13 protein-coding genes are annotated in these 21,849 nt (G+C 68.5%); 5 read left to right on the top strand and 8 right to left on the bottom strand.

Annotated features, from left to right (window positions below; all coding sequences use genetic code 11):
* Window positions 1–100: 100 nt before the first annotated feature.
* The 6 genes from ACQZ13_RS19690 to aat all read right to left on the bottom strand — a co-directional run bounded on the left by ACQZ13_RS19690 (window position 101) and on the right by aat (window position 13,723).
* Window positions 101–5,935 carry an autotransporter-associated beta strand repeat-containing protein gene (locus ACQZ13_RS19690; protein WP_431047340.1) on the bottom strand — a complete coding sequence of 1,945 codons (5,835 nt, stop codon included), beginning with the start codon at window positions 5,933–5,935 and terminating at the stop codon, window positions 101–103.
* A gap of 275 nt (window positions 5,936–6,210) precedes the next feature.
* On the bottom strand, window positions 6,211–8,253 hold the full coding sequence (locus tag ACQZ13_RS19685; protein ID WP_431047338.1) for a glycosyl hydrolase family 18 protein: 2,043 nt from the start codon (window positions 8,251–8,253) through the stop codon (window positions 6,211–6,213).
* Between the two features lie 57 nt (window positions 8,254–8,310).
* The gene (locus ACQZ13_RS19680; protein ID WP_431047336.1) at window positions 8,311–10,923 is read right to left on the bottom strand and encodes a chitinase C-terminal domain-containing protein; all 2,613 of its coding nucleotides are present in this window, start codon (window positions 10,921–10,923) and stop codon (window positions 8,311–8,313) included.
* A gap of 632 nt (window positions 10,924–11,555) precedes the next feature.
* Window positions 11,556–12,062: a hypothetical protein gene (locus ACQZ13_RS19675; RefSeq protein WP_431047334.1), complete on the bottom strand. Its 507-nt coding sequence runs from the start codon at window positions 12,060–12,062 to the stop codon at window positions 11,556–11,558.
* 112 nt (window positions 12,063–12,174) lie between these two features.
* On the bottom strand, window positions 12,175–12,900 hold the full coding sequence (locus tag ACQZ13_RS19670; protein WP_088405548.1) for an arginyltransferase: 726 nt from the start codon (window positions 12,898–12,900) through the stop codon (window positions 12,175–12,177).
* 43 nt (window positions 12,901–12,943) lie between these two features.
* Window positions 12,944–13,723 (bottom strand): leucyl/phenylalanyl-tRNA--protein transferase, encoded by a 780-nt coding sequence (aat, locus tag ACQZ13_RS19665; protein ID WP_431053306.1) that lies wholly within the window; start codon window positions 13,721–13,723, stop codon window positions 12,944–12,946.
* A gap of 58 nt (window positions 13,724–13,781) precedes the next feature.
* Between aat and ACQZ13_RS19660 the strand changes: the two genes are divergently transcribed.
* The 4 genes from ACQZ13_RS19660 to ACQZ13_RS19645 all read left to right on the top strand — a co-directional run bounded on the left by ACQZ13_RS19660 (window position 13,782) and on the right by ACQZ13_RS19645 (window position 16,697).
* Window positions 13,782–14,144 (top strand): ArsC family reductase, encoded by a 363-nt coding sequence (locus tag ACQZ13_RS19660; protein WP_431047332.1) that lies wholly within the window; start codon window positions 13,782–13,784, stop codon window positions 14,142–14,144.
* Window positions 14,145–14,157: 13 nt separating this feature from the next.
* Entirely contained in the window at window positions 14,158–14,844 is a 687-nt protein-coding gene (locus ACQZ13_RS19655) for a riboflavin synthase subunit alpha (protein ID WP_431047330.1), read from the top strand.
* A gap of 485 nt (window positions 14,845–15,329) precedes the next feature.
* Window positions 15,330–15,716 carry a hypothetical protein gene (locus tag ACQZ13_RS19650; RefSeq protein WP_431047328.1) on the top strand — a complete coding sequence of 129 codons (387 nt, stop codon included), beginning with the start codon at window positions 15,330–15,332 and terminating at the stop codon, window positions 15,714–15,716.
* 33 nt (window positions 15,717–15,749) lie between these two features.
* The gene (locus ACQZ13_RS19645; RefSeq protein WP_431047326.1) at window positions 15,750–16,697 is read left to right on the top strand and encodes a CsgG/HfaB family protein; all 948 of its coding nucleotides are present in this window, start codon (window positions 15,750–15,752) and stop codon (window positions 16,695–16,697) included.
* A 33-nt stretch (window positions 16,698–16,730) separates the two neighbouring features.
* Here ACQZ13_RS19645 and ACQZ13_RS19640 read toward each other — a convergent pair whose 3' ends face one another.
* Both ACQZ13_RS19640 and acnA read right to left on the bottom strand, forming a co-directional pair.
* Window positions 16,731–17,153 (bottom strand): YciI family protein, encoded by a 423-nt coding sequence (locus ACQZ13_RS19640; RefSeq protein WP_431047324.1) that lies wholly within the window; start codon window positions 17,151–17,153, stop codon window positions 16,731–16,733.
* 188 nt (window positions 17,154–17,341) lie between these two features.
* Entirely contained in the window at window positions 17,342–20,071 is a 2,730-nt protein-coding gene (acnA, locus tag ACQZ13_RS19635) for an aconitate hydratase AcnA (RefSeq protein ID WP_431047322.1), read from the bottom strand.
* 412 nt (window positions 20,072–20,483) lie between these two features.
* Between acnA and ACQZ13_RS19630 the strand changes: the two genes are divergently transcribed.
* Window positions 20,484–21,824, top strand: coding sequence for a class I SAM-dependent methyltransferase (locus tag ACQZ13_RS19630; protein ID WP_431047320.1), 1,341 nt, complete (start codon window positions 20,484–20,486; stop codon window positions 21,822–21,824).
* Window positions 21,825–21,849: the final 25 nt, after the last annotated feature.

The following is a 21,849-nucleotide window of genomic DNA, read 5'->3' as shown; positions in this document are numbered from 1 at the left end:
CTGCTGGATGGGAAAGAGGAGAATACTGTACGCAAATACAGTATTCAACCTCCGGCCGGCGGGTAGCTGCCACGCCCTGGCAGCAGCCCGCCGGGGCCGCTCAGAACTGCCAGTCGCCTTGCAGGCGAACGCCGTTGTCACGACTCGCGCCGGCCTCGCGGTGGTCCACATGGACGGACAGCGTCATGCGCGGCCGCGGCACGACGCTGAGGCCCAGCTCGACCAGCGCGCCGGTGCCGGCGCCCGAGGCGGCGCTCGTGGTGAAGCTGTCCGCGCCCGGCAGGCTGACGCGCCGGCTCACCGTGGCGGGACCGCCGAGGCGCTGCAACGCGGCGGTGCCCTGGAAGCTCCAGGCCGCACCCGCCGCGTACAGCGCATCCGTGCGGCCGTGAAGGCCGACCATGCCGAAGCTGCGGGCGTCGTGCGTGGCGCCGCCGCTCAGGGCCGTGACGTCGTCGCCCGATTCCTTGAACCCGGCGGTCCAGGTCACGGTGCGTCCCAGCTGCAGGAAGGGCTCGATCTGGCCGAAGGCGAGTCGATCGGGCAGTCCGACTTCGACGAATCCATCGGCGTGGCGGGCCTTCTCCTCCGACTTCAGCGACGAGACGGCCGTTCCGATGACGACTTCGCGTCGCGTGAGGATGCTCGACTGGCCATAGGACAGTGCGCCGCGCAGGTTGAACCCGTGCCAGGCGGCCGCGCCGTACACCGCCGCCGACGCGGCGTGCACATCGGCGTGGTCCTGCTCATGCCCCGGGGTGGCCAGGGTCTGACGGTCGGTGCCGACCGCCACGCCGAGACGGGCCTCGCGGGTATGGAGCAGGTCGATGCCCGCCATCAGCCCTTCGTCGGTGGAGCGGGAACTGGCCGTCCCGTCGGCGGTCAGCGTGCCGTGCGATTGATCGACGCTGGCCCAGAGTCGTGCGCCGTCGTCAAACTTGTCGCGAGTGGTCAGCACATCGCGCAGGTGGCGGCCGAGCGCGGTCCGCTGCTTCGACGCGACCAGGGCCGGGGCGTTGGCTGCAGCGGCTTGCAGACCGCCCGCCAGGCTTTCCAACGCGGTGCCGGCCTCATTGCGCGGCAGCTTGACCAGGAGGTCCGCGGCGGTAGCAGATGAAGGCGCAGGAGCCGGTGCAGGCGCAGGCGCAGGAGCAGGTGCGGGTGCGGGTGCGGGTGCGGGTGCAGGTGCAGGTGCGGGTGCGGGTGCGGGTGCGGGTGCGGGTGCGGGTGCGGGTGCGGGTGCGGGTGCGGGTGCGGGAGCGGGAGCGGGTGCAGGTGCAGGTGCAGGTGCGGGTGCGGGTGCGGGTGCGGGTGCGGGTGCGGGTGCGGGAGCGGGAGCAGGTGCAGGTGCAGGTGCGGGTGCGGGTGCGGGTGCGGGTGCGGGAGCAGGTGCAGGTGCAGGTGCAGGTGCAGGTGCAGGTGCAGGTGCAGGTGCAGGTGCAGGCGCAGGTGACTCATGTGGGGCCAGCGAGCCGGCAACGGCGCTCTGGTTGGGGTTCTGTGCCAAGTCCTGGAACTGCACGTCATTGCGCGTCATGATCAAAATGAGATCCTTGGCGCTGGGCTCCAGTCTCGGCGAGAGAAACGCCAGACTCGAATCCACTGCGGCATATTGGCCGACGAAGTTTCCCGCTTGCATCAGATCGACGCGCGATCCGTTCGTCCAGTCGCCGGCCTTGGCGTCGATGTGGAGCACCGCGCCATCCACGGTCGCCTGCCCCCCGACGATCAAGACCGGCTTGCGGGCGGCTGGATCCAGGGCAACAGTCACTTGCGTCCCCGGATTCATCTGCAGGTCTCCCTGCACGCGCAGCGGCGCTGCCGCGGAAGTGAGTTGCAGGTTCGCGCCTTGCGCAAGACGGGTTGTGCCGGCGATGGTGCCGTTGCCTAGTAGCCGGGCGCCGGTGGCGACATCGACATCGCCGTGGAACAAGGCGCTGCCTTCCGTGGCGGCGCCGACGATGAGCCCCCCCTCACGGACGCTGAAGCTGCCGGCAGCCTGCGAACCTTCCAGTGTGAGATCGCCCGCTCCGGACTTCACCACCTGGCCCGAGCCGTTCAGGCGGCTGTCCAGCAACGCTGCACGTGGCACGTCGAGTGCGAGCGTGGCATTGTTGATGATCGGGCCGGAGCCCAACTGATCCACGCTTGCGCGCAAGGTGCCGGCGTCGATGCGCAGAGGGCCGCTGCTGGTGTTGCTGCCATCCAGCGTCAGGGTGCCGACACCGCGTTTCACGAATGAACCGCTGCCCGACAAGTCGTTGCGGAGTTCGCCGTCGACCGCCTGATTCACGACCAGCGTGGCATCGTTTCTCACCGCCCCGTTCCCGAAACTGTCGGCCGAACCTAGCAGCGTTCCGCCGCTGACGGTCGTACCGCCCGCGTAGCTGTTGGTGCCGGTGAGCGTCACCGCGCCCGTGCCTTGCTTGACCAGTGCACCGCTGCCGGAGATCGGATTGGCCAGCGTGCCGTCGGTCGACTGATCGAGCACCAACGTGCCGTTGTTGCTGATGCCGCCGGTGCCGAAGCTGTCGGTCGACCCGACGAGGGTCCCCGCGTTGACCGTCGTGCCGCCCGTATAGGTGTTGATGCCGCTCAGCGTCTGGGTGCCCGCGCCGGTCTTCACCAGCCCGCCGGTGCCTGCGATGGCGCCTGCAAAGGCGTGATCACCGACGGTGTCCAGCGTCAGGGTCTGAGCGCCCAGTTGGAGGGTGTTGGTCGAAGCGCTGCCGTCGAGGCCGCCCAAGCGCTGCGGCCGTCCAGCGCTCCCGAGATCCAGACCCGCGTCGGCACCCGTGAAGGTGATGACGCTGCCGTCGGGGAGGTTGCCGCCAGCCAACGCGAGCGTGCCGCTGAGCAGCCGGGTGTTGCCGCCATAGGTGTTGTCCTGGCCGGAGAGGCTGATGACGCCGCCGACGCCCGCGTCGACGGCCAGGCCGCCCGCGCCGCTGATCGGGGCGGACAGATCGCGCGCCGCGCCGCTGGCATCGGCCGGGGCGGACAGCACGAGTTGGCGGCCCGCCAGGACGTCGACGCCCAGCAGCCTGCCGGTGAGGTACAGGCCATCCTGGCTCGCGCCGGAGGACAGGCGATAACGCGACACCGTGGTGGCGACGCGCTGTCCGTCCTGCACGAGCTCGCCGTCGGTGGTGTCGCCGACGGGCTGACCATCGCTACCGGCCAGTCCGAGGCCGGAGGCATCGCCGAGCACCTGCGCGCCGGGCGCGGGGCGCGCCAGCTGGAAGGACACGCCGTCGTCGCGCACCATCAACGATCCCATCGAATCGGCCGCCTTCGAGCCGTGGAGGTCTGCATCCACCAGCACCGTGCCGGTTCCGGACAGATCCAGCGTCTTGTTGACCTGCAAGGGATGCAATGTGGACAGGTCCTCCGCCGTCGCGGGCGTGAAGCGGACCATGCCGCCGTTCATCTGCAGCGAGCCGATCGAGCCCGCATCGGGGCCGGCGATCAGCTGGCCGCCGCTGTCCATCCGCAGGCTGACTGCGGACAGCGACTCTGTTCCCGGCCCGGACAGCGCGAGGCTGGCGTTGGACAGGGCCAGCGTGCCCGTGAAGGCGAGGGCGCCCGACGGAGCGGTGCTCCTGGTGAGCCGATGCAGCGTGTCGCCGAGATCGACGGCGATCAGTCCGTCCCCGCCGATGTGGCGCAGCTGGGTGTCGGTGGCGAGGTGCAGCGCGATCTGGCCGGAGCCGCTGACCGTGACGGCACCGTCGCCCAGTTGACCCGGATCGGTGGCGATCACGCGTCCGTCCAGGACGTCGAGTCCGCCCGATGCGCCCAGGGTCTGCTGAAGCGTCAGTTGTCCAGCACCGGTCTTTTCGACATGCCCCGATCCCGAGACGATATTGAGCCAGTCCGCATTGATCGCCTGGTCGACCCGCAGTCGGTCGTTGTCGAGAATGGCGCCGCCGCCGAAGCTGGCCGCGGAACCGACCAGGGTCCCGGCGTTGATCGTCGTCCCACCGGCGTAGGTGTTGGTGCCGCTCAAGGTGAGGGCGCCCGCGCCCTGCTTGGTCAACGAGCCGGTGCCGGACACGACGTTGCCGAACGTGGCGGCGCTTGCCTGGTTCAGGACCAGCGAGGCGTTGTCGACGATCTCGCCGGAGCCGAAACTGGTGGCGGAACCTGCCACGGTGCCTGCGCCTATCGTCGTCCCACCGGTGTAGCTGTTGGTGCCGCTCAAGGTGAGGGTGCCCGCGCCTTGCTTGGTCAACGAGCCGGTGCCGGAGATGGCGTTGCCCATCGAGCCGTTGGCCGTCTGGTTCACGACCAGCGCGGCGTTGTCGACGATCGCATTGGCACCGAAGCTGGCGGATGAACCCACCAGGGTGCCCGCGCTGATGACTGTGCCGCCGGCGTAGGTGTTGGTGCCCGTCAGCGTGAGCGAGCCGGATCCCTCCTTCGACAACCGCCCTGAGCCGGTCACGGTGCCGGCGTAGATCTGGTTCGAGGCGTCGCCGACGAAGAGTGCCTGCGAGGCCGTCCGGATCGTCGTGCCGGCCACGCCACTGAGTGCGGGGATCGTCGTGGCATGCGTGGTGGCCGACAGGTCGAGCGTGGCGCCTGAGGTGCTCAGTTGAACGGACCCGGCCGTCAGCGTGCCGCTGCTGCCGACCGCCAGCGTGCCGCCACTGATCTGGGCGCTGCCGCCGAGTTGCACATTGCCGTTGAGCGTGAGCTGTCTGGCGCCTTCCTTGATCAGCGAGCCGGTACCGGTCAACGCCTGGGTCAACGTGCCGTCGGCGGTTGGATTGAGGCGCAGGACGCCGTCGTCCCGGATGGCGCCCGTACCGAGCGAAACGAGTTGCGCCTGGACTTCGCCCGCCTGGATGTTGAGGCCGCCGCTGAAGGAGTTGGTGCCGGACAGGATCAGCGTGCCGGCACTGGCCTTGCCGAGACTGCCGGCGCCGGTGATGGTTCCGGTGTAGGTGATCGGCTGCGTGGCGGTGCTGATGGTCGCCGAGCCGTCCAGCAGCAGCCAGTTGCTCAGCGCGCCCACGGTGTTGTCCGCGGAGATCGTGGCCGTGGCCCCACTTCCTACCCAGATGGCACCGTCGATGACCGAGCCCGTCTGCAGGCGCAGCGAATTGGTGCCGCCGGTCCAGTGAATCGCGGCCCCGCGTTCGCCGGCACGGGAGCCGCCGGCGCCTGCCCCGCCATTGCCGCCACGGATGATGCCGCCGTTGACGATCGTGACGGAGGCCCCCTCCACGCCATGGCCGCCACCGCCGCCGCCGCTTGACCCCGAATTTGCGGCGCCTGCGGCGCCTGCGCCTCCCATGCCTCCCTGGATCTGCCCGAAGTTGTTCAGCGTCGCTCCCGCGGCCATGATGATGCCGTCGCCACCGCCGCCCGCGCCGCCCTTGCTGCAGCCGGTGCATCCAGGGCGCCCGGCGTTGCCGTCGCCGCCGTTGCCGCCGAACAGCGTGACACCCGTATTCACCGTGACGTTGCGCGCGCCGTTGACGAAGGCCCCGGCACCGCCACCCCCGCCCGAGACGCCGTTGAACAGGTTCTTCCCGGAGTTCGTTCGAATGACGGTGCCGGACAGCCCGTTGCCGCCTTGTCGGCTCGTCGACAGCACGAGATCCGCGCTGATGGTCTGGCCGACCACCCCGCCGCCAGTCGCCGAGCCCAGGGAATGACTGGCGCCGCCGCCCCCGTTGCCGTTGCTGGCATTGGTCCGGGCGTCACCGCCACCCGGGGCGCCGCCTTGTCCACCACCGTTGCCGCCATCGCCGCCGGTGGCGCTGGTGCCGGAGCCACCGGTGCCAGGCTTGACGCCGTCTGTCGCGGAGGCGCGGACCGGATCCATGACGGCCAGGGACAGGGTCAAGGCGGCAACGGCCAGGGCCACCTGAGTGACGTTGATCTCCGCAGGTGTGCGGCGCTTGTATCGGCAGTCGGCGGACATGTCGGAACTCCAGGATGAACGAAGGGGTGCATCGTTCAACCAGCAGCTGCGCATGGCGATGATTCATCGATGTCAATGACGCTGCAGGAGATCCCTAGGCTTGGTTAGTTCAGATGGACTGCTCGCCTGATGCGCGAACAAGTTCACGGACTCGCTCCGGTCAGGAGAGCGGTCCGCGGTCACACGCAGGGGACGGAAAAAGGCCCCGCGACAGAGCCGCGGGGCCTGGTGCGCGCCGGCGTGCTGCCAGCGCGAGGTTCAGGAAACGTCGCCGGTTACTTCAGGCCGGCGCCCATCGCCTTGGACAGCGAGGCCGTCGGATCGTCACCCGAGAACTCCCAGAAGAACGCGCCGCCGAAGCCCTTGGACTTCACGTAGGCCATCTTCACGGCGATCGTGGCCGGGGTGTCGAAGCTCCAGAAGGTCGAGCCGTTGTAGATCCACTGCGCCTTGCTGACGTCGTCGATCCGGCTGGTGTAACCCTGCAGGTTCTTCAGGACCTTGTAGTCCTCGTTGCCCGCCTCGTAGGTGCCCGGGGCCGGGGTGCCGCTCTGGTACAGGCCGTTGTTGACGTTGGGGACGTTGGTCCAGCCGCGGCCGTAGAAGCCGATGCCGACGTTCAGCTTCGAGGCCGGGACACCCTTGTCCAGGAAGGCCTGCATCGCGTCGTTGGTGTTGTACTTCTTCACGTCACCCGTCGACGGATCGTTGGCCGGGGCGTACAGCGCCGAGTGGAACCCGGTGATCGTGTCCCAGCCGCCGTGGAAGTCGTACGTCATCACGTTGATGAAGTTCAGGTACGGATGGATCTTGTCCGGGTCGTACGCCCGCACCTTGTCCACGCCGGCGCCCGAGGCGATCGACAGCAGCAGGCCCGGACGCACCGCGTCGAGCTGCTTGCGGAACTCGGCCAGCAGGCCGGTGAAGTTCTCGCGGTCCTCGGCCGTGCCGCAGGCCAGGCCGCAGGCGTTCGGGTATTCCCAGTCGAGGTCGATGCCGTCGAACACGCCCGCCGCCGCGCCCGGGCCGCCTGCGCCGTCCGTCACCGGCACGTTGCCCTTGATGTAGGCGTCCACGCAGCTCTTGACGAAGTTCACCCGGTTCTCCGGACGCGCCGCGCTCGAGAAGCCGCGCGACCAGGTCCAGCCGCCCAGCGAGATCAGCACCTTGATCTTGGGGTACTTGGCCTTGAGCTTCTTGAGCTGGTTCCAGCTGCCGCGCAGCGGCTGGTCCCAGGTGTCGGCCACGCCGTCGACGCTGAGGTCGGCGCCGTAGGACTTGCCGTAGTCGGCGAAGGCGTCTCCGCCTTCACCGGTGGCCTCGTTGCTCGGGATGATCTTGCCGACTTCGCAGACGTTGTTGCGGACGTTGCCGAACGCGTAGTTGATGTGCGTCAGGTTGGCCGCCGAGCCGCTGGTGTCGATGTTCTTCACGTGGTAGTTGCGGCCGTAGATGCCCCACTGCGCGAAGTAGCCCAGCAGCACCTTGTCGCCGGCGGTCTGCGTGTCGGTCTTGACCGTGATCGGCGCCGACGGCTGCGAGGAACCGGCCTGGTTGAAGGCCGAGACCGTGAACGTGTAGTTCGTGTTGGCCGTCAGGTTGGTGACGCTGGCGCTGGTGGCCGCGCCTTGCGCGACCTGGGTCGAGCCCTGGTTGACGCGGTACTGCACCGTGCAGTTCGGGCCGGCGGCGACGGCGTTCCAGGCCAGGTTGACGCTGGTGGCGCTCTTGGACGGCGAGGTCAGACCCGACGGCGTGGCCGGGGCGGATGCGCAGGTGCCGTTGCTGGCGGTGCTGGTCAGCAGGGTGCTGCTCAGGCCGGAGACGTTGCCCGCCTTGTCCTTGGCGCGGACCTGATAGCTGTACGACGTGCCCGCCGACAGGCCGGAGTCCGTGTACGTGGTGGCGGTGGGCGAGGCGATCAGCGAACCGCCGCGCAGCAGCTCGTAGTTGTTGACGCCGCTGCCGGCGTCGGTCGAGGCGCCCCAGCTCAGCGAGATGCTGCTGCTGGTGCTGCCGGTGGCGGTCAGGCCGGAGGGCACGGTCGGCGGCGTGGTGTCGGTGCCGCCGCCGGTGCAGGCGCCCAGCGACTTCCACACGTCCCACTGGCCGGAGTGGGTGGAGGGCGCTTCGTTCTGCGTCCACCACTTGGCCTGGTAGGCGATGTTGCCCTGCTTGGCGAAGCTGTTGGAGGTGCCGGTGTAGGTGGCGGACGCCGACCACTCGGGCACGTTGGTGCAGTCGTAGGCGTGCGCGGTGCCCGCGGCCATTGCTGCTGCCAGGGCGATTCCGCCGAGGCGGACCATCTGTCTCTTCATGTCGAACTCCTGTGGGTCAAAGGGTGGTGGTGGGGAGGTTCTTGAAAGCGGAGCGCATCAGCGCGCCGCCGAGGTCTTGGCCGCCGCGGCCGCGGCGGGAACGACGCCGCGGCGCGCTTCCTGCGCCAGCGCGTAGCTGCGGCCGTTCACGGTGACCGTCCAGTTGCTGGGCATCGTGGACGGCAGGAAGTAGTTGATCGTCAGCGTCACGCTGGCGCCGGGGGCCAGGCTTTGCCACGACGGCAGCTTGAAGCTGGCGCGGTGGAAGTCGTTCTTCAGTCCGCCGATGTTGTTGCCCGCGGGGTTGGAGCCGTTGCTGATCACGGTCAGACCGAAGCCGCTCTGGTCCGTCACCGTCGAGGGGATCGCGGTGGGGACGTCGAACTGGAACTCCGTGCCGCCGGGCAGCGTCGTCGTGCTGTTGTTGGTCAGCGTGAGCTTGGGCGTGATCGGATAGTTGCTGTCGCCCAGCGCGAAGCCGCCCAGCGCGTAGCCGATGTCCAGCGTCTCCGCCGGCAGGGCCGCCGAGGTGAGGCGGTTGCCGTAGGCCGGCGCCGTCTTCAGCTTGTTGTAGAGCGTGTTCGTCAGCGTGTTGCCGATGAAGTACTCGTTGCGGGCGGTGTCGAAGGCGTAGTCGCCGGCGAACTCCCAGAACATCACGCCGCCGATGCCGCGGTCGGCCACGTACTGCGCCTTCACGCCCAGCGACTGCTCGTCCTCGGTGCTGATGAAGACCTTCTTCTGCGCGTTCCACAGCCACGGCGCCACCAGCGTCGCGTCGTAGTTGCGCACGTAGGTGCCGGTCAGCTGGTCGGCCGGATTCGTCGCCGGATTCAGGCCGTAGGCGGCGAGGTAGCTGCCCGCGCGGCCCGAGGCCAGGTTCATCGCGTGCCACATCGGGTTGGAGCCCGCGGGGACTTCCTTGTCGGAGACGTCGAGGTCGTGCCAGAGGTTGTCGATGCCGACGGCGCCGTTGCCGCATTTCTGCACGGTGCCGCCGCCGGTGCCGGCCGGGCACTTGCTCTGGTCGGGCAGCGCCGCCTGGCCCCACAGGCCGTTGGTGCCGCCGGTCACGCCCTGCCAGCCGCGGGTGTAGTACGGCACGCCGATGTTGATGCGGCCCGCGGGCATCGCGCCGCGGAAGTAGTGGTACGCCCAGTCGGTGTTCAGGTAGCCGATGCGCGCGTACTGCGTGGCGGTGTAGTAGCTCCACGCGGTGAGTTCCGCATCCTTGCCGTCGTCGTAGAGCGCCGCGTTCGGGCCGACGAACTGGTTCCACGCCCCGTGCAGGTCGTAGCTCATGATGTTCACGTAGTCCAGGTACTGCGTGACCTGGAAGGCCTCCATCCCGCGCAGCAGGTAGGCGGAGGAGGGCGCCGCGATCGTGAGCATGTAGTGGCGGGTGTCGGCCTGGCTGGCCGTGTCCAGCTTCGCGCGCAGGGTGCGCATCAGCACGACGTAGTTCTTCATCAACGCGCCGCGACGGGCGTTGCTGATGGCGAAGTCCACCGGGTTGCCGGCGTTGTTCATGCTGGTCGGGTACTCGTAGTCGATGTCGACGCCGTCGAACCCGTATTGCCGCAGGAAGGCCACCGCCGAGTCCGCGAACGCGTTGATGCCGGCCGTGTTGGTCGAGCCGTCCGCGTTCGTCGTCATCGTGTAGAAGCCGCCCGTCTCGGCCCAGCCGCCGACCGAGATCAGCGTCTTGACGTTGGGGTACTGCTTCTTGAACTTGTTGAGCAGGTTGAAGTGGCCCTTGTACGCATAGGCCGGGTCCATCTCCGCGCCCGCGACGCCGGGCCAGGTCAGGCCGGTGGCGGGGTTGGCCGCGTCGGCGGTGTTGCCGACCGAGAGCTTGTTGGCCGCGTCCACATGCGCGAACGCGTAGTTGATGTGCGTGACCTGACCCCATGGGATCTGGTGCGCGAGGAACGCGGGCTGGCCGGTCTTGCCGGTGCGCCAGCTGGTGAAGTAGCCGATGATGCGGCGCGGCTTGTCGGCGCCCATCTTCTCGCGGCCCTGGTCGTCGTAGACCTTGCAGTAGGCGGGCGCGGTGCCGGCGGTGGTCGTCAGGCCTTCGGGACGGCAGCGCTCGTCGCCGGTGACCTGTCCCCGCACGGTGATGCGCAGCGCGGCGGTGTCGGTCGTCGCGCCCTTGTCGTCGGTGGCGCGGGCGGTGATGTCGGCCACGCCGGCGCGTGCGGTCCAGCTCACGCTGAACGGCGCGGTGGTGTCCTCGGCGACCAGCGCGCCGTTGACGTAGAAGCCGACCTTGGCGATGGTGCCGTCGCTGTCGGCCGCGGTCGCGGCCAGCGTGACCGCGTCGCCTGCCGTGGGCGAGGTGCCCGCCGTCGGCGAGTTCAGCGCCACCGTCGGCGGCTTGTTCGTGCCGCCACCTCCGCCGCCGCCGCCGTCACAGGCGCCCAGCACCTTCCACACGTCCCACTGCCCGGCGTTCGTCGCCGGCGGGTTGTTCTGCGTCCACCACTTGGCCTGATAGGCGGTGCCGGTCTGCTTGACGATCGCATTGCCGCTGTACGCCGTGGCGGCGTTCCAGTCGGCGACGCCGGTGCAGTCATAGGCCATCGCCGAGCTGCCGGCGAAGGCCAGCACCATCGGCATCAGCCACGGCAGCATCGGGTGGGGTCGGGCGCAGGGACGTTGTCTCATCGGGGGGGCTCCTGTCGTGTGTTGTCGTTGTCTTCGGGAACAGCAGGGACGCAACGGAAAAGAACGAGGGATGAGCGCCGCCGCGCCGGGCGACTGCGGAGGCAGCGCGGCGGGAACGGTCGGGCTCGGGCAGAAAAAGCGCCGGTCGGTTCAACCGGCGAAGGCGGCGGCCGCTCGGGCACGGCCGCCGGCGGCCGGCATCAGACGGTCGTCATGCCGGCCACTCGGGGGCAGCGGGGCGGATCAGCGGTGTCGCGGCGCCGGATCTCTCGGGTCCGGCGGCGGCGCGGTCAGCGGCAGGGGAAAAGGCGCGTGCAGACATGGCAGTCACTCCTCGCTGGTCGACGTGCGATCCGCCGGTTCGATCCGGCGGAGGGCGTGCGGTTTGCAACCGCGGCGTCTAGGAGACCAATACCGCTGCTGATCTCATAGTGGTATGCAATGTAGATACCACTGACGACCACATCATTCAGGTTAACCCTTGGGGTGGCAGTAACGTGTCGTAATGATGTCGTCGATGACGTATATGGACGTCAATTAGCGCAAGAGGAAGGGAAAACCGGTACGACCGGTGAGCGAGTGCGTAAAAACCAGTGTGGGACCAATTCTTGCCGCTACGGCTCACGACGGTGTCAGTACTCGTGCGAGAAACGGATGCGGAATCCCTGCGCCCGGGGCGCGATGGAGAACTTCGAGTGCCCGTCGTTGAAGCGGGCGCCGAAGCCGATGAAGGTCTTCATGTCCGCCGGCACGGCGCCCTGCGCGCGCGACAGGGCGGCGGCGAAGGCATCGCTGGGGACGCGATCCCCGTTGGCGCTGCCGGGCGCCGAGACCGGCACGAGGCCGTAATGGATCGACGACCACCACGGCCCCTTGCGGAGGACCGGCGACCCGGCGCGATCGGACAGTCGCGGCGACTCGGGACTGGGCGACTGGAGGCGGTAGTCGGCGTGCCAGGGCTCACGCAGCGATTCGACCGGCGATTCCGGCATCGACTCGGGGAGCGAGGTCGACGCTTGAGCTTCCGAGGCACCCATGATGAAGATCAAGGGCACGATCGCCGGCGCGACCACGGACGCCATGAGGGACGACGGGCGCGCCGGGAGAGCGATGCGGGATTGGCGAGAGGGTGTGCACATGGGATCACTCGTCCATTCAAGGGAACGGGAAGTGATCCTGGAATCGGCCCGCTGGGCGGGCAATGACACCGATGTGTGGCCTTCAGGCCTCGATGAGTAGGTTGGGCGGACGTCAGCGCTCGACGCGTGACCAATGCCCGTCGCGGAGCAGCTCGTGCGGGAGGAAACGGGCCTTGTAGGCCATCTTGTCGCTCTGCGCGATCCAGTAGCCCAGGTAGAGATGCGGCAGGCTCAGGTCGCGGGTCTGGCGCAGCTGCCACAGCACGTTGTAGGTGCCGTAGCTGACGTTGGCCTCGGGCTCGTAGAAGGTGTAGACCGCCGACAGCCCGTCGCCCAGGATGTCGAGGATGGAGACCATCTTCAGCGCGCCGTCGGGCTCGCGGAACTCCACCAGCCGCGAGTTCACCCGGCTCTGCAGCAGGAACTGGGTGTACTGGTCGACGCTGTCGTGGTCCATGCCGCCGCCGCTGTGTCTGCCGGCCTGATAGCGCAGGTAGAGCTGGTAATGCTCGTCGCTGTAGCCCAGTCGCATGACGCGCGCCTGCAGCGCCTGATGCTGCGTCCAGGCGCGGCGCTGGCTGCGGTTGGGATGGAAGTCCGCCACCGGGATGCGCATCGGCACGCAGGCCTTGCAGCCGTCGCAGTAGGGCCGGTAAGTGAACATCCCGCTGCGCCGGAAGCCGGCGGCGACCAGGCTTGAATACGCGTCCGCGTGGATCAGATGGCTGGGCGTGGCGACCTGCGAGCGCGCCTGGCGGTCGCTCAGGTAGCTGCAGGGGTAGGGCGCAGTCGCATAGAACTGCAGCTCGGCCAGCGGGAGTTCCTTGGGGTGCGTCACGTCACGGGCTCTGGGGCTCTGGGCGGGTCGTTCTGGGGGATGCTCAGGCGTCGCTCGGGGAGTCGCTCGAGGCGTCGCTTGAAGCGTCTGTCAGGCCCAGGTGGGCCCACAGTCGCGGATGATAGGTCCAATCCCCGGGCGAGGGCAGGCCGGTGTGCGCGGCGAGGTGCGCCTCGAAGACCTCGCGGGCTACCGGCGCGGCGCCCAGCGACGCCAGGTGCGCGGTCTGCTGCTGGCAGTCGATCCAGGGGATGTCGAACTCCCGGCACAGGCAGATCAGCGCGGCGAGCGCGATCTTGGAGGCGTCGGTCCTGCGCATGAACATCGACTCGCCGAAGAACATCCGGCCGAGGTTGACGCCGTACAGCCCGCCGGCGAGTTCGCCGTCCATCCAGGTCTCGACCGAATGCACCGTGCCTTCGCGCGCGAGCCGCAGGTAGGCCTGCTGCATCTCCGGCACGATCCAGGTGCCGTCCTGGCCGTCGCGCGAGGTGCTGGCGCAGGCCTTGAGCACGGTCTCGGCGGCGTGGTCGACGCGGATCTCGCAGCCCGGGGTGCGGATGAACTTCGCGACCGTCTTGCGCAGGGAGCGCGAGAGCTTGAAGTCCGCCGTGCGCAGGACCATGCGCGGGTCGGTGGTCCACCAGAGGATGGGCTGGCCTTCTCCGTACCAGGGGAAGATCCCCCGCGCATAAGCTGCACGCAAACGCGCGGGTCTGAGGTCGCCGCCGGCCGCGAGCAGCCCCGGAGCGTCGCTGCGCGGCCCCAGCGCGCGGCGGGTCGGCGGGAAGTCCAGAGAGTCATCGTCGAGCCAGGGGATCATCCGCTTCATGGTAGCGTGCCGCCTTCGTTCCACGCCCCACGGCGACCCCCTCGTTCCCATGATCACCCTCTACGGCATCCCCAACTGCGACACCGTCAAGCGCGCCCGCGTCTGGCTCGACGAACAGGGCCTCGCGTACCAGTTCCACGACTACAAGAAGCAGGGCGTGCCCGCGGCGAAACTGCCGCAGTGGATGGCCGAACTCGGCTGGGACAAGGTGCTGAACCGCGCCGGCACGACGTGGCGCAAGCTGGACGACGGCGCCAAGGCCGGCGTCACCGACGCGGCCAGCGCGGCTGCGCTGATGGTCGAGCAGCCCAGCGTGATCAAGCGTCCCGTCGTCGAATGGGACGACGGCCGGCTGAGCCTGGGCTTCTCGCCCGAGCTGTTCGCGTCCCACGCCGCTGCGGCGACCCGCTGATCGGAGGCCCGCCATGTTCACCGGCATCGTTCAAGGCATCGCGCAGGTCGCGGCCATCACCGACAAGGACGGGTTGCGCAGCTTCACGCTCGACTTCCCCGAAGGTTTCTGCGAGGACCTGGAGATCGGCGCGTCCGTCGCCTGCGACGGCGTGTGCCTGACGGTCACCGCCCTGAAGGGGGAGCGCCAAGCCGACTTCGACGTGATGCTCCAGAGCCTGAACCTCACGGCGCTGGGTCGGCTGGCCGTCGGTGGCCGGCTCAACGTCGAGCGTGCCGCGAAGGAGGGCGCCGAGATCGGCGGCCATCCGCTGTCGGGCCACGTCGACTTCATGGCGACGGTCGAGGCGATCCGCCGGCCGGCCAACAACCACGTGATCCGCGTCGCGGTGCCGGCGCCGTGGATGCGCTACATCTTCGCCAAGGGCTACATCGCCGTGAACGGCGCCAGCCTGACGGTGGCCGAGGCCGGCCGCAACGCCGACGGGTCCGGCTGGTTCGAGGTCTGGCTGATCCCCGAGACGCTGCGCATGACCACCTTCGCCGACAAGGGCGAGGGCGCCCCGCTGCACATCGAGATCGAGCGCCAGACGCAGGTGATGGTGGACACCGTCCGCGACGCGGTGGCCGAGAAGATCGGCGCGCTGATGCCGGCGCTGAAGCTGTTCGCGAAAGAGCGGGGCCTGGACCTCGACGCCTGAACGGTCGGACAGGCGCGGCGGCGCGCGGCGCTGAAGCCGCAGCGGGATGACGCATAGGCGAAGCCCCCACATTCGCCATCCCTACAACAGCAGATGACCTAAGTCATGCGCGCGGCGCGGATCGCCCGCGCCGCGACGGATCGAAAGCCGTCGACGCCGTCGCGATCGTGCGCGGAAGACGCCACCCTGGGAAGGGTGTCGCCGACTTTCCCCCGTATCCATCGGCCATCGCAAGGATCCCCGCCAGGCCGCGCCGTTGCTCGCTTTGCCGGGGGCAGGCGTTGCCGTGCGCTGTCCGCCGACAGTACCTCGTGCGAGGTATGGATCAGCGGCGTGGCGGAATGCGCGAAACCGCCATCCCATCAACGTGGGAGCCGCCCGTACCACCACGATGGGGGCCTCGCTTTTTCGCCGGGAGGCGCCTAACAATCCGCGACATTCCTTTGAAATCGTTTGATTTCGGTACACCTGCTGAGGGGAAACGAATGTTGGCCAGAGGCCTGATGGTCGCCGGATTGCTTGCCGCCTCGCTCGCGGCGGTCGCCCAGGTGCCTTACGTGTTCAGCTACAACCCGGGCCCGACCCGCGGCACGAAATGGGTGGCCAAGGCCTCCAACGGCGACGCCGAAGGCGCGGCCTCGGTGGTGTCGTCCTCGCCGCGCCCGGTGTGGGCGCGGGTCTGCTACACGATCGGCCCGTCGGACAGCACGGTGTCCGTCTACGCGCAGACGCGCAACGAAGAAGCGCGCGCCTTCGAGATCGCCTGGGGCGGGTGCAGCGACGTGTTCGGCACCAGCATCTGGATCGGCAATCCGCATGGACAGCCGGTCAGCGGGTATTACGGCGTCGCGCCGGCCACGCCCCTCGATTGACCCTTGAGTTCCCGAGAAAACCTGGAGGATTCCATGCTTGCCACTTCCCGCCTTGTTTCGTCGTCCAGCCTCGCGCTGAAGTCCGCCCTGATCCTGTCGCCGCTGCTGCTGGCCGGCTGCCTGGCCACCGCGCCGACGATGGGCGAGAACAAGGGCACCGTCTCCGGCGCCGCCGGCGGCGCGACCGCCGAGAACCAGAACAGCAAGCTCGAGCATTGCGACGAGACGCTGGGCACGCTGGCCATCTTCGAAGACACCAACGCGCCGTGGTGGTCGCAGCTGCGCGACCGCCAGCTGGGCTCGACCACGCCGGTGCTGCGCCTGATGGTCCAGCAGTCCAACTGCTTCGTGATCGTGGAACGCGGCCGTGCCTTCGCCAACATGGAGCGCGAGCGCGCGCTGATGCAGTCGGGCGAAACCCGCGCCGGCAGCAACTTCGGCCAGGGCCAGATGGTCGCGGCCGACTACACGATGAGCCCCGAGATCCAGTTCTCCGGCAAGACCGGCGGCGGCGGTGGCGGCATCGGGACCGGCGCGATCGGCCTGCTGACGGCCGTGGCGGCCAACGTCAGCACCAATGAAGCGTCGACGACGCTGCTGCTGGTGGACAACCGCTCCGGCGTGCAGATCTCGGCCGCGGAAGGCACGGCGAAGAACTTCGACTTCGGCTTCGGCGGCGCGAGCTTCTTCGGCAACGCGGCCATCGCCGGCGGCGCCTACGGCAAGACCCCGCAGGGCAAGGTCATCGTGACCGCGTTCGCGGACTCGTACAACCAGATGGTCAAGGCGCTGCGCAACTACAAGGCGCAGCAGGTCAAGGGCGGCCTGGGCGCTGGCGGCCGACTGGGCGTGTCCGGCGGCACGACCGCGGCCTCCAAGGAAGTCGACCAGGCAGCGGCTCCCGCGAAGGCGGCGCCCAAGCCGGCCGCGAAGCCGGCGGCGAAGAAGCCTGCCACGACGACCACCCCGACGACGAAGTAAGTCGAGAGGGGTCAGCCGGCAGGTCAGCCGGCTTTACCGCTGCTCGGTCTGCGCGCGCAAGGCTTCCTCCTTCGCGCGCAGTTCGGGCGTGAACGCCTCGCCGAAATCCTCGGCCTCGAAGATCTGACGGATCTCGATGTCGGAGTCGGTCACCTGCGGGTTGGGGCACTTCTTGACCCACTCGATCGCCTCCTGCAGCGAGGCGCACTGCCAGATCCAGTAGCCGGCGACCAGCTCCTTCGTCTCAGCGAAGGGGCCGTCGATGACCTTGCGGTCCTTGCCGGAGAAACGCACCCGCGCGCCCTTGCTCGTCGGCTGCAGGCCTTCGCCGGCCAGCATCACGCCGGCCTTCACCAGCTCCTCGTTGTACGCGAACATGGCGGTGATCAGCTCCGTGCTGGGCAGCTCGCCCGCTTCGCTGTGCTTGTCCGCCTTGACGATGACCATGAATCGCATGTCGGTCTCCTGATGCAGTCCTGAAAATGGAAGAGGGTGGACGACCCTGTCGACGATTCAATGAATCGACGACAGGCCCGTCTCACCCTCATGACGTTCGGCGGGGACCGCTTTCGACATCGTCGATGTCGTCAACAGCGGCCCGACGTTTTCTTCAGTGGCGGTTCAGCCCGGCTGGTGCGCTCCGGTCACGCGGCCAGCAGCTGGCGCAGCACGTAGGGCAGGATGCCGCCGTGGCGGTAGTACTCGACCTCGATCGGCGTGTCGATGCGCAGGATCAGCGGGACGCGTCGCGCCGGTGCGACGCCGTCGGCCGCGCGGATGACCAGGGTCGCCTCGGACTGCGGCTTGATCTCGTCGCCGAGTTCGATGTCGATGACCTCGTCGCCCTTCAGGCCCAGCGATTCCCAGGAATCGCCCGGACGGAACTGCAGCGGCAGCACGCCCATGCCGACCAGGTTGGAGCGGTGGATGCGCTCGAAGCTCTTGGCCACGACCGCACCGATGCCCAGCAGCTGCGTGCCCTTGGCCGCCCAGTCGCGGCTGGACCCGGTGCCGTATTCCTCGCCGGCGAAGATCACCGTCGGCGTGCCGGCGGCGATGTAGCGCATCGCGGCGTCGTAGATGAACATCTTCTCGCCGCCCGGCTGGAACAGCGTCAGGCCGCCTTCCTCGCGGGCGCCGTCGGGCTTGGCCGGGATCATGAGGTTCTTGATCCGGACGTTGGCGAAGGTGCCGCGCATCATGACTTCATGGTTGCCGCGGCGCGAGCCGTAGCTGTTGAAGTCGGCCTTGAGCACGCCCTTCTCCTTGAGATAGGCGCCGGCGGGCGAGACCTCCTTGATGGCGCCGGCCGGAGAGATGTGGTCGGTGGTGATCGAGTCGCCGAACAGCGCCATGATGCGCGCGCCCTTGACGCCGGCTTCCTGCGCCTCGGGGATCTGGGTGAAGTTGCCGAAGAAGGGCGGCTGCGCGATGTAGGTGCTCTTGGGCCAGCCGTACACCTGGCCGGTGCCGCCCTTGATCTTTTCCCACAGCTTGCCGGGCTCGGCCTTGACCTTGCCGTAGTTGGCGCGGAACGAATCGGGATTCAGCGCCAGCTTCAGCAGCGCGTGGATCTCGTCGCTGGTCGGCCAGATGTCGCCGAGGTAGACCGGCTTGCCGCCGGTGCCCAGGCCGACCGGCTCGGTCATGAGGTCGCGCGTCACGTTGCCGGCGATGGCGTACGCGACCACCAGCGGCGGGCTGGCCAGGAAGTTGGCCTTGATGTTGGGGTGGATGCGCGCCTCGAAGTTGCGGTTGCCCGACAGCACCGCGGCGCAGACCAGGTCGTTGCCGGTGATCGCCTCGTTGATCTCGGGCGTCAGGTCGCCGGCGTTGCCGATGCAGGTCGTGCAGCCGTAGGCGGCCACGGAGAAGCCCAGCTTCTCCAGGTAGGGCAGCAGGCCGGCGTTGTGCAGGTACTCGGTGACGATGCGCGAGCCCGGCGCCAGCGAGGTCTTGATGTGCGGCTGCACCTTCAGCCCGGCCTCCACCGCCTTCTTGGCCAGCAGGCCGGCGGCGAGCATCACGCTCGGGTTGGAGGTGTTGGTGCAGGAGGTGATCGCCGCGATCAGCACGTCGCCGTTGAAGATCTCCAGCCCCTTCTGCGCGCCGCCCAGCGCGAAGGACTTCGGCAGCTTGTCCACCGGCTGGTTGAAGCCGTTCTCGGCCACCGGCTTGGTGAACAGCGAGGCGAAGGTCTTGGCCAGGTCCGTGATGACGATGCGGTCCTGCGGCCGCTTCGGGCCGGCCAGCGAGGGCACCACCGTGCCCAGGTCCAGCGACACCACCTGGCTGAAGCGGATGTCGCCCGCCTTGGGGACGCCGAACAGGCCCTGCGCGCGGAAGTAGCTCTCGAAGGCCTCGATCTCGTCGGTCGTGCGGCCGGTGCCCTTGAAGTAGTCGATGGTGCGTTCGTCGACGGGGAAGAAGCCCATCGTCGCGCCGTACTCGGGCGCCATGTTGCCGATGGTGGCGCGGTCGGGCACGGACAGCGAGGCCGTGCCTTCGCCGAAGAACTCGACGAACTTGCCGACCACCTTGGCCTTGCGCAGGATCTCGGTCACGGTCAGCACCAGGTCGGTGGCGGTCACGCCCTCGCGCAGGCGGCCGCTCAGCTCGAAGCCGACGACATCAGGCGTCAGGAAGTACACCGGCTGGCCGAGCATGCCAGCCTCGGCCTCGATGCCGCCCACGCCCCAGCCCACCACGCCCACGCCGTTGATCATCGTCGTGTGGCTGTCCGTGCCGACCAGCGTGTCGGGGTAGTACACCGTGTCCTTGCCGCTGCCGGCCTTGTGCACGCCGCGGGCGAGGTACTCGAGGTTGACCTGGTGGACGATGCCGAAGCCGGGCGGGACGACGCCGAAGGTGTCGAAGGCCTGCATGCCCCACTTCATGAACTCGTAGCGCTCGCGGTTGCGCTCGAACTCCAGCTTCATGTTCAGGTCCAGCGCCTTGGGGCTGCCGAAGTGGTCGATCATGATCGAGTGGTCGACGACCAGGTCGACCGGCACCAGCGGCTCGATCGTCTTCGGGTCCTTGCCCTGCGCCTGGGCGACGTTGCGCATCGCGGCCAGGTCGGCCAGCAGCGGCACGCCGGTGAAGTCCTGCAGCACCACGCGGGCGACGACGAAGGGGATCTCCTCGTTGCGGGGCGCGTTGGGCTGCCAGTTGGCGAGCTGCTCGACATGCTCCTCGGTCACCCGCTTGCCGTCACAGTTGCGCAGCACCGACTCCAGCACCAGCCGGATCGACACCGGCAACTGGTTCACGTTGGGGAAGCGCTTGGCCAGCTCGGGCAGCGAGTAGTACTTGCCGCTCTTGCCGGACGCGGTCTTGAAGCTGGCGACGGTGTTGGCGAATGCATGGGGCATGGCTGACTCCTTGGCTTTGGGGTCCCTGGCGCGCTCCTGGCATTCGAGGAGGCGGGACGGTTTCTCTGCGGACGATGGGGATGGGGTATCGGGGCTGATTGTGGCCTCGGGCGGCGGGCTTGTGATGACTCCTTCGGGCGAGCTTGTGCGAGGGCGCAACGGCCCCCGTTCCACCCCAGGTCACACCCCCTGTCACCTCTCCCGTTCCACCCCCTGCGGCGGGGAGCGCCACCCCGTCCGACGGGAGGAACGGGCATGCGGTTTGCATCAAAGTCCCCAGTCCGGGCGAGGCGTGGGGCATTGGCTAATATCGCCGCAGGACTTCAAGGCCGCCAGCACCCGGGCCGACAAGAACTGACCCTGGGGCGCTTCCGACCAACATTCTTTCGTAGCCTTTCCGGACGAGGAATCCATGGATCAGGAACTGTTGTCGCCCACCTCCAGCGCCGCCCCCCGGGCGGCCGAGGCGATCCCCGAGGCCGCCGGCGCGCCGCCGCTGCCGCCCGCCGGGCTCACGCTGCTGCAGCGGCTGTTCTCCGCCTACCCGGGCAGCATGGGCCTGCGCCTGGGCCACTGGGCGACGCGGCTGGGCCGGCAGGCGCACCAGCCGGCCGAGTTCACGCTGGTCCTGAACGATCCCACCGCGCTGCGGCGCCTGCTGCTCGGGCGGGATCCGCTGCGTTTCGCCGAGGCCTACTTCACCGGCCAGATCGACGTCGAGGGCGATTTCTTCGCTGCGCTGCAGCTCAAGGACCATCTGCCGGAGCTGACGCTCTCCTGGAGCGACCGCCTGCGCCTGGCCGTGCGGCTGCTGGCGCCGGTGCCGCCCGCGACCGACGCGGAACTGCGCGCCGACGGCGTGCGTCGTCACACGCGGGCCGAGAACAAGGCGGCCATCGCCTTCCATTACGACCTGTCCAACGACTTCTACGCGCTGTGGCTGGATCCGGCGATGGTCTATTCCTGCGCCTACTACGAGACCGAGGACACGACGCTGGCCCAGGCCCAGTGGTCCAAGCTGGACCACATCTGCCGCAAGCTGCGGCTGCAGCCGGGCGAGGAACTGCTGGACATCGGCTGCGGCTGGGGCGCACTGGTGATGCATGCGGCGCGTCATTACGGCGTGAAGGCCACCGGCATCACGCTGTCGGAACGTCAGCTGGCGCTTGCCCGGGAGCGCATCGCCGCCGCAGGACTTCAGGGGCAGGTCGAGGTCCGCCTGTGCGATTACCGGGACATGACGGGACAGTTCGACAAGATCTCCAGCGTCGGCATGTTCGAGCATGTCGGACTGAAGAATCTGCCGACCTATTTCGCCAGCGTGAACCGGCTGCTCAAGCCGGCGGGGCTATTCCTGAACCATGGCATCACCCATGAGGAGGATGGGTGGGGGCAGGCCTTGTCCTCCAAGTTCATCAACCGCTACGTCTTCCCGGACGGCGAGCTGGATCGGGCGAGCAACGTGATGCGGGTGATGGAGCAGGAGCAGTTCGAGCTCCATGACGTCGAGGCCTTGCGCATGCATTACGCCAAGACCTTGCGTGCCTGGGTCGCCAAGCTGGAGGAGGGCCACGACCAGGCGCTCCAGTATGTGGATGAAGCGCACTTCCGGATCTGGCGTCTGTACATGGCGGCGTCCGCGCTGGAGTTCGAGACTGGCGAACTGGGCCTGTACCAGATCCTGGCGAGCAAGCGCGATGGGGGCCCGGCGCCCGTGCCGCTGACGCGTCGTTATATGTACGACGCCCGCTGAGACGCCTGCCAAACGCACTCCCAAG

Origin of the sequence: Roseateles sp. L2-2 (assembly GCF_050613215.1) — a bacterium.
Taxonomy (GTDB): domain Bacteria; phylum Pseudomonadota; class Gammaproteobacteria; order Burkholderiales; family Burkholderiaceae_C; genus Roseateles; species Roseateles noduli.
The sequence above is the reverse complement of the archived record's forward strand: the minus strand, read 5'-3'. Positions and strand labels throughout refer to the sequence as shown.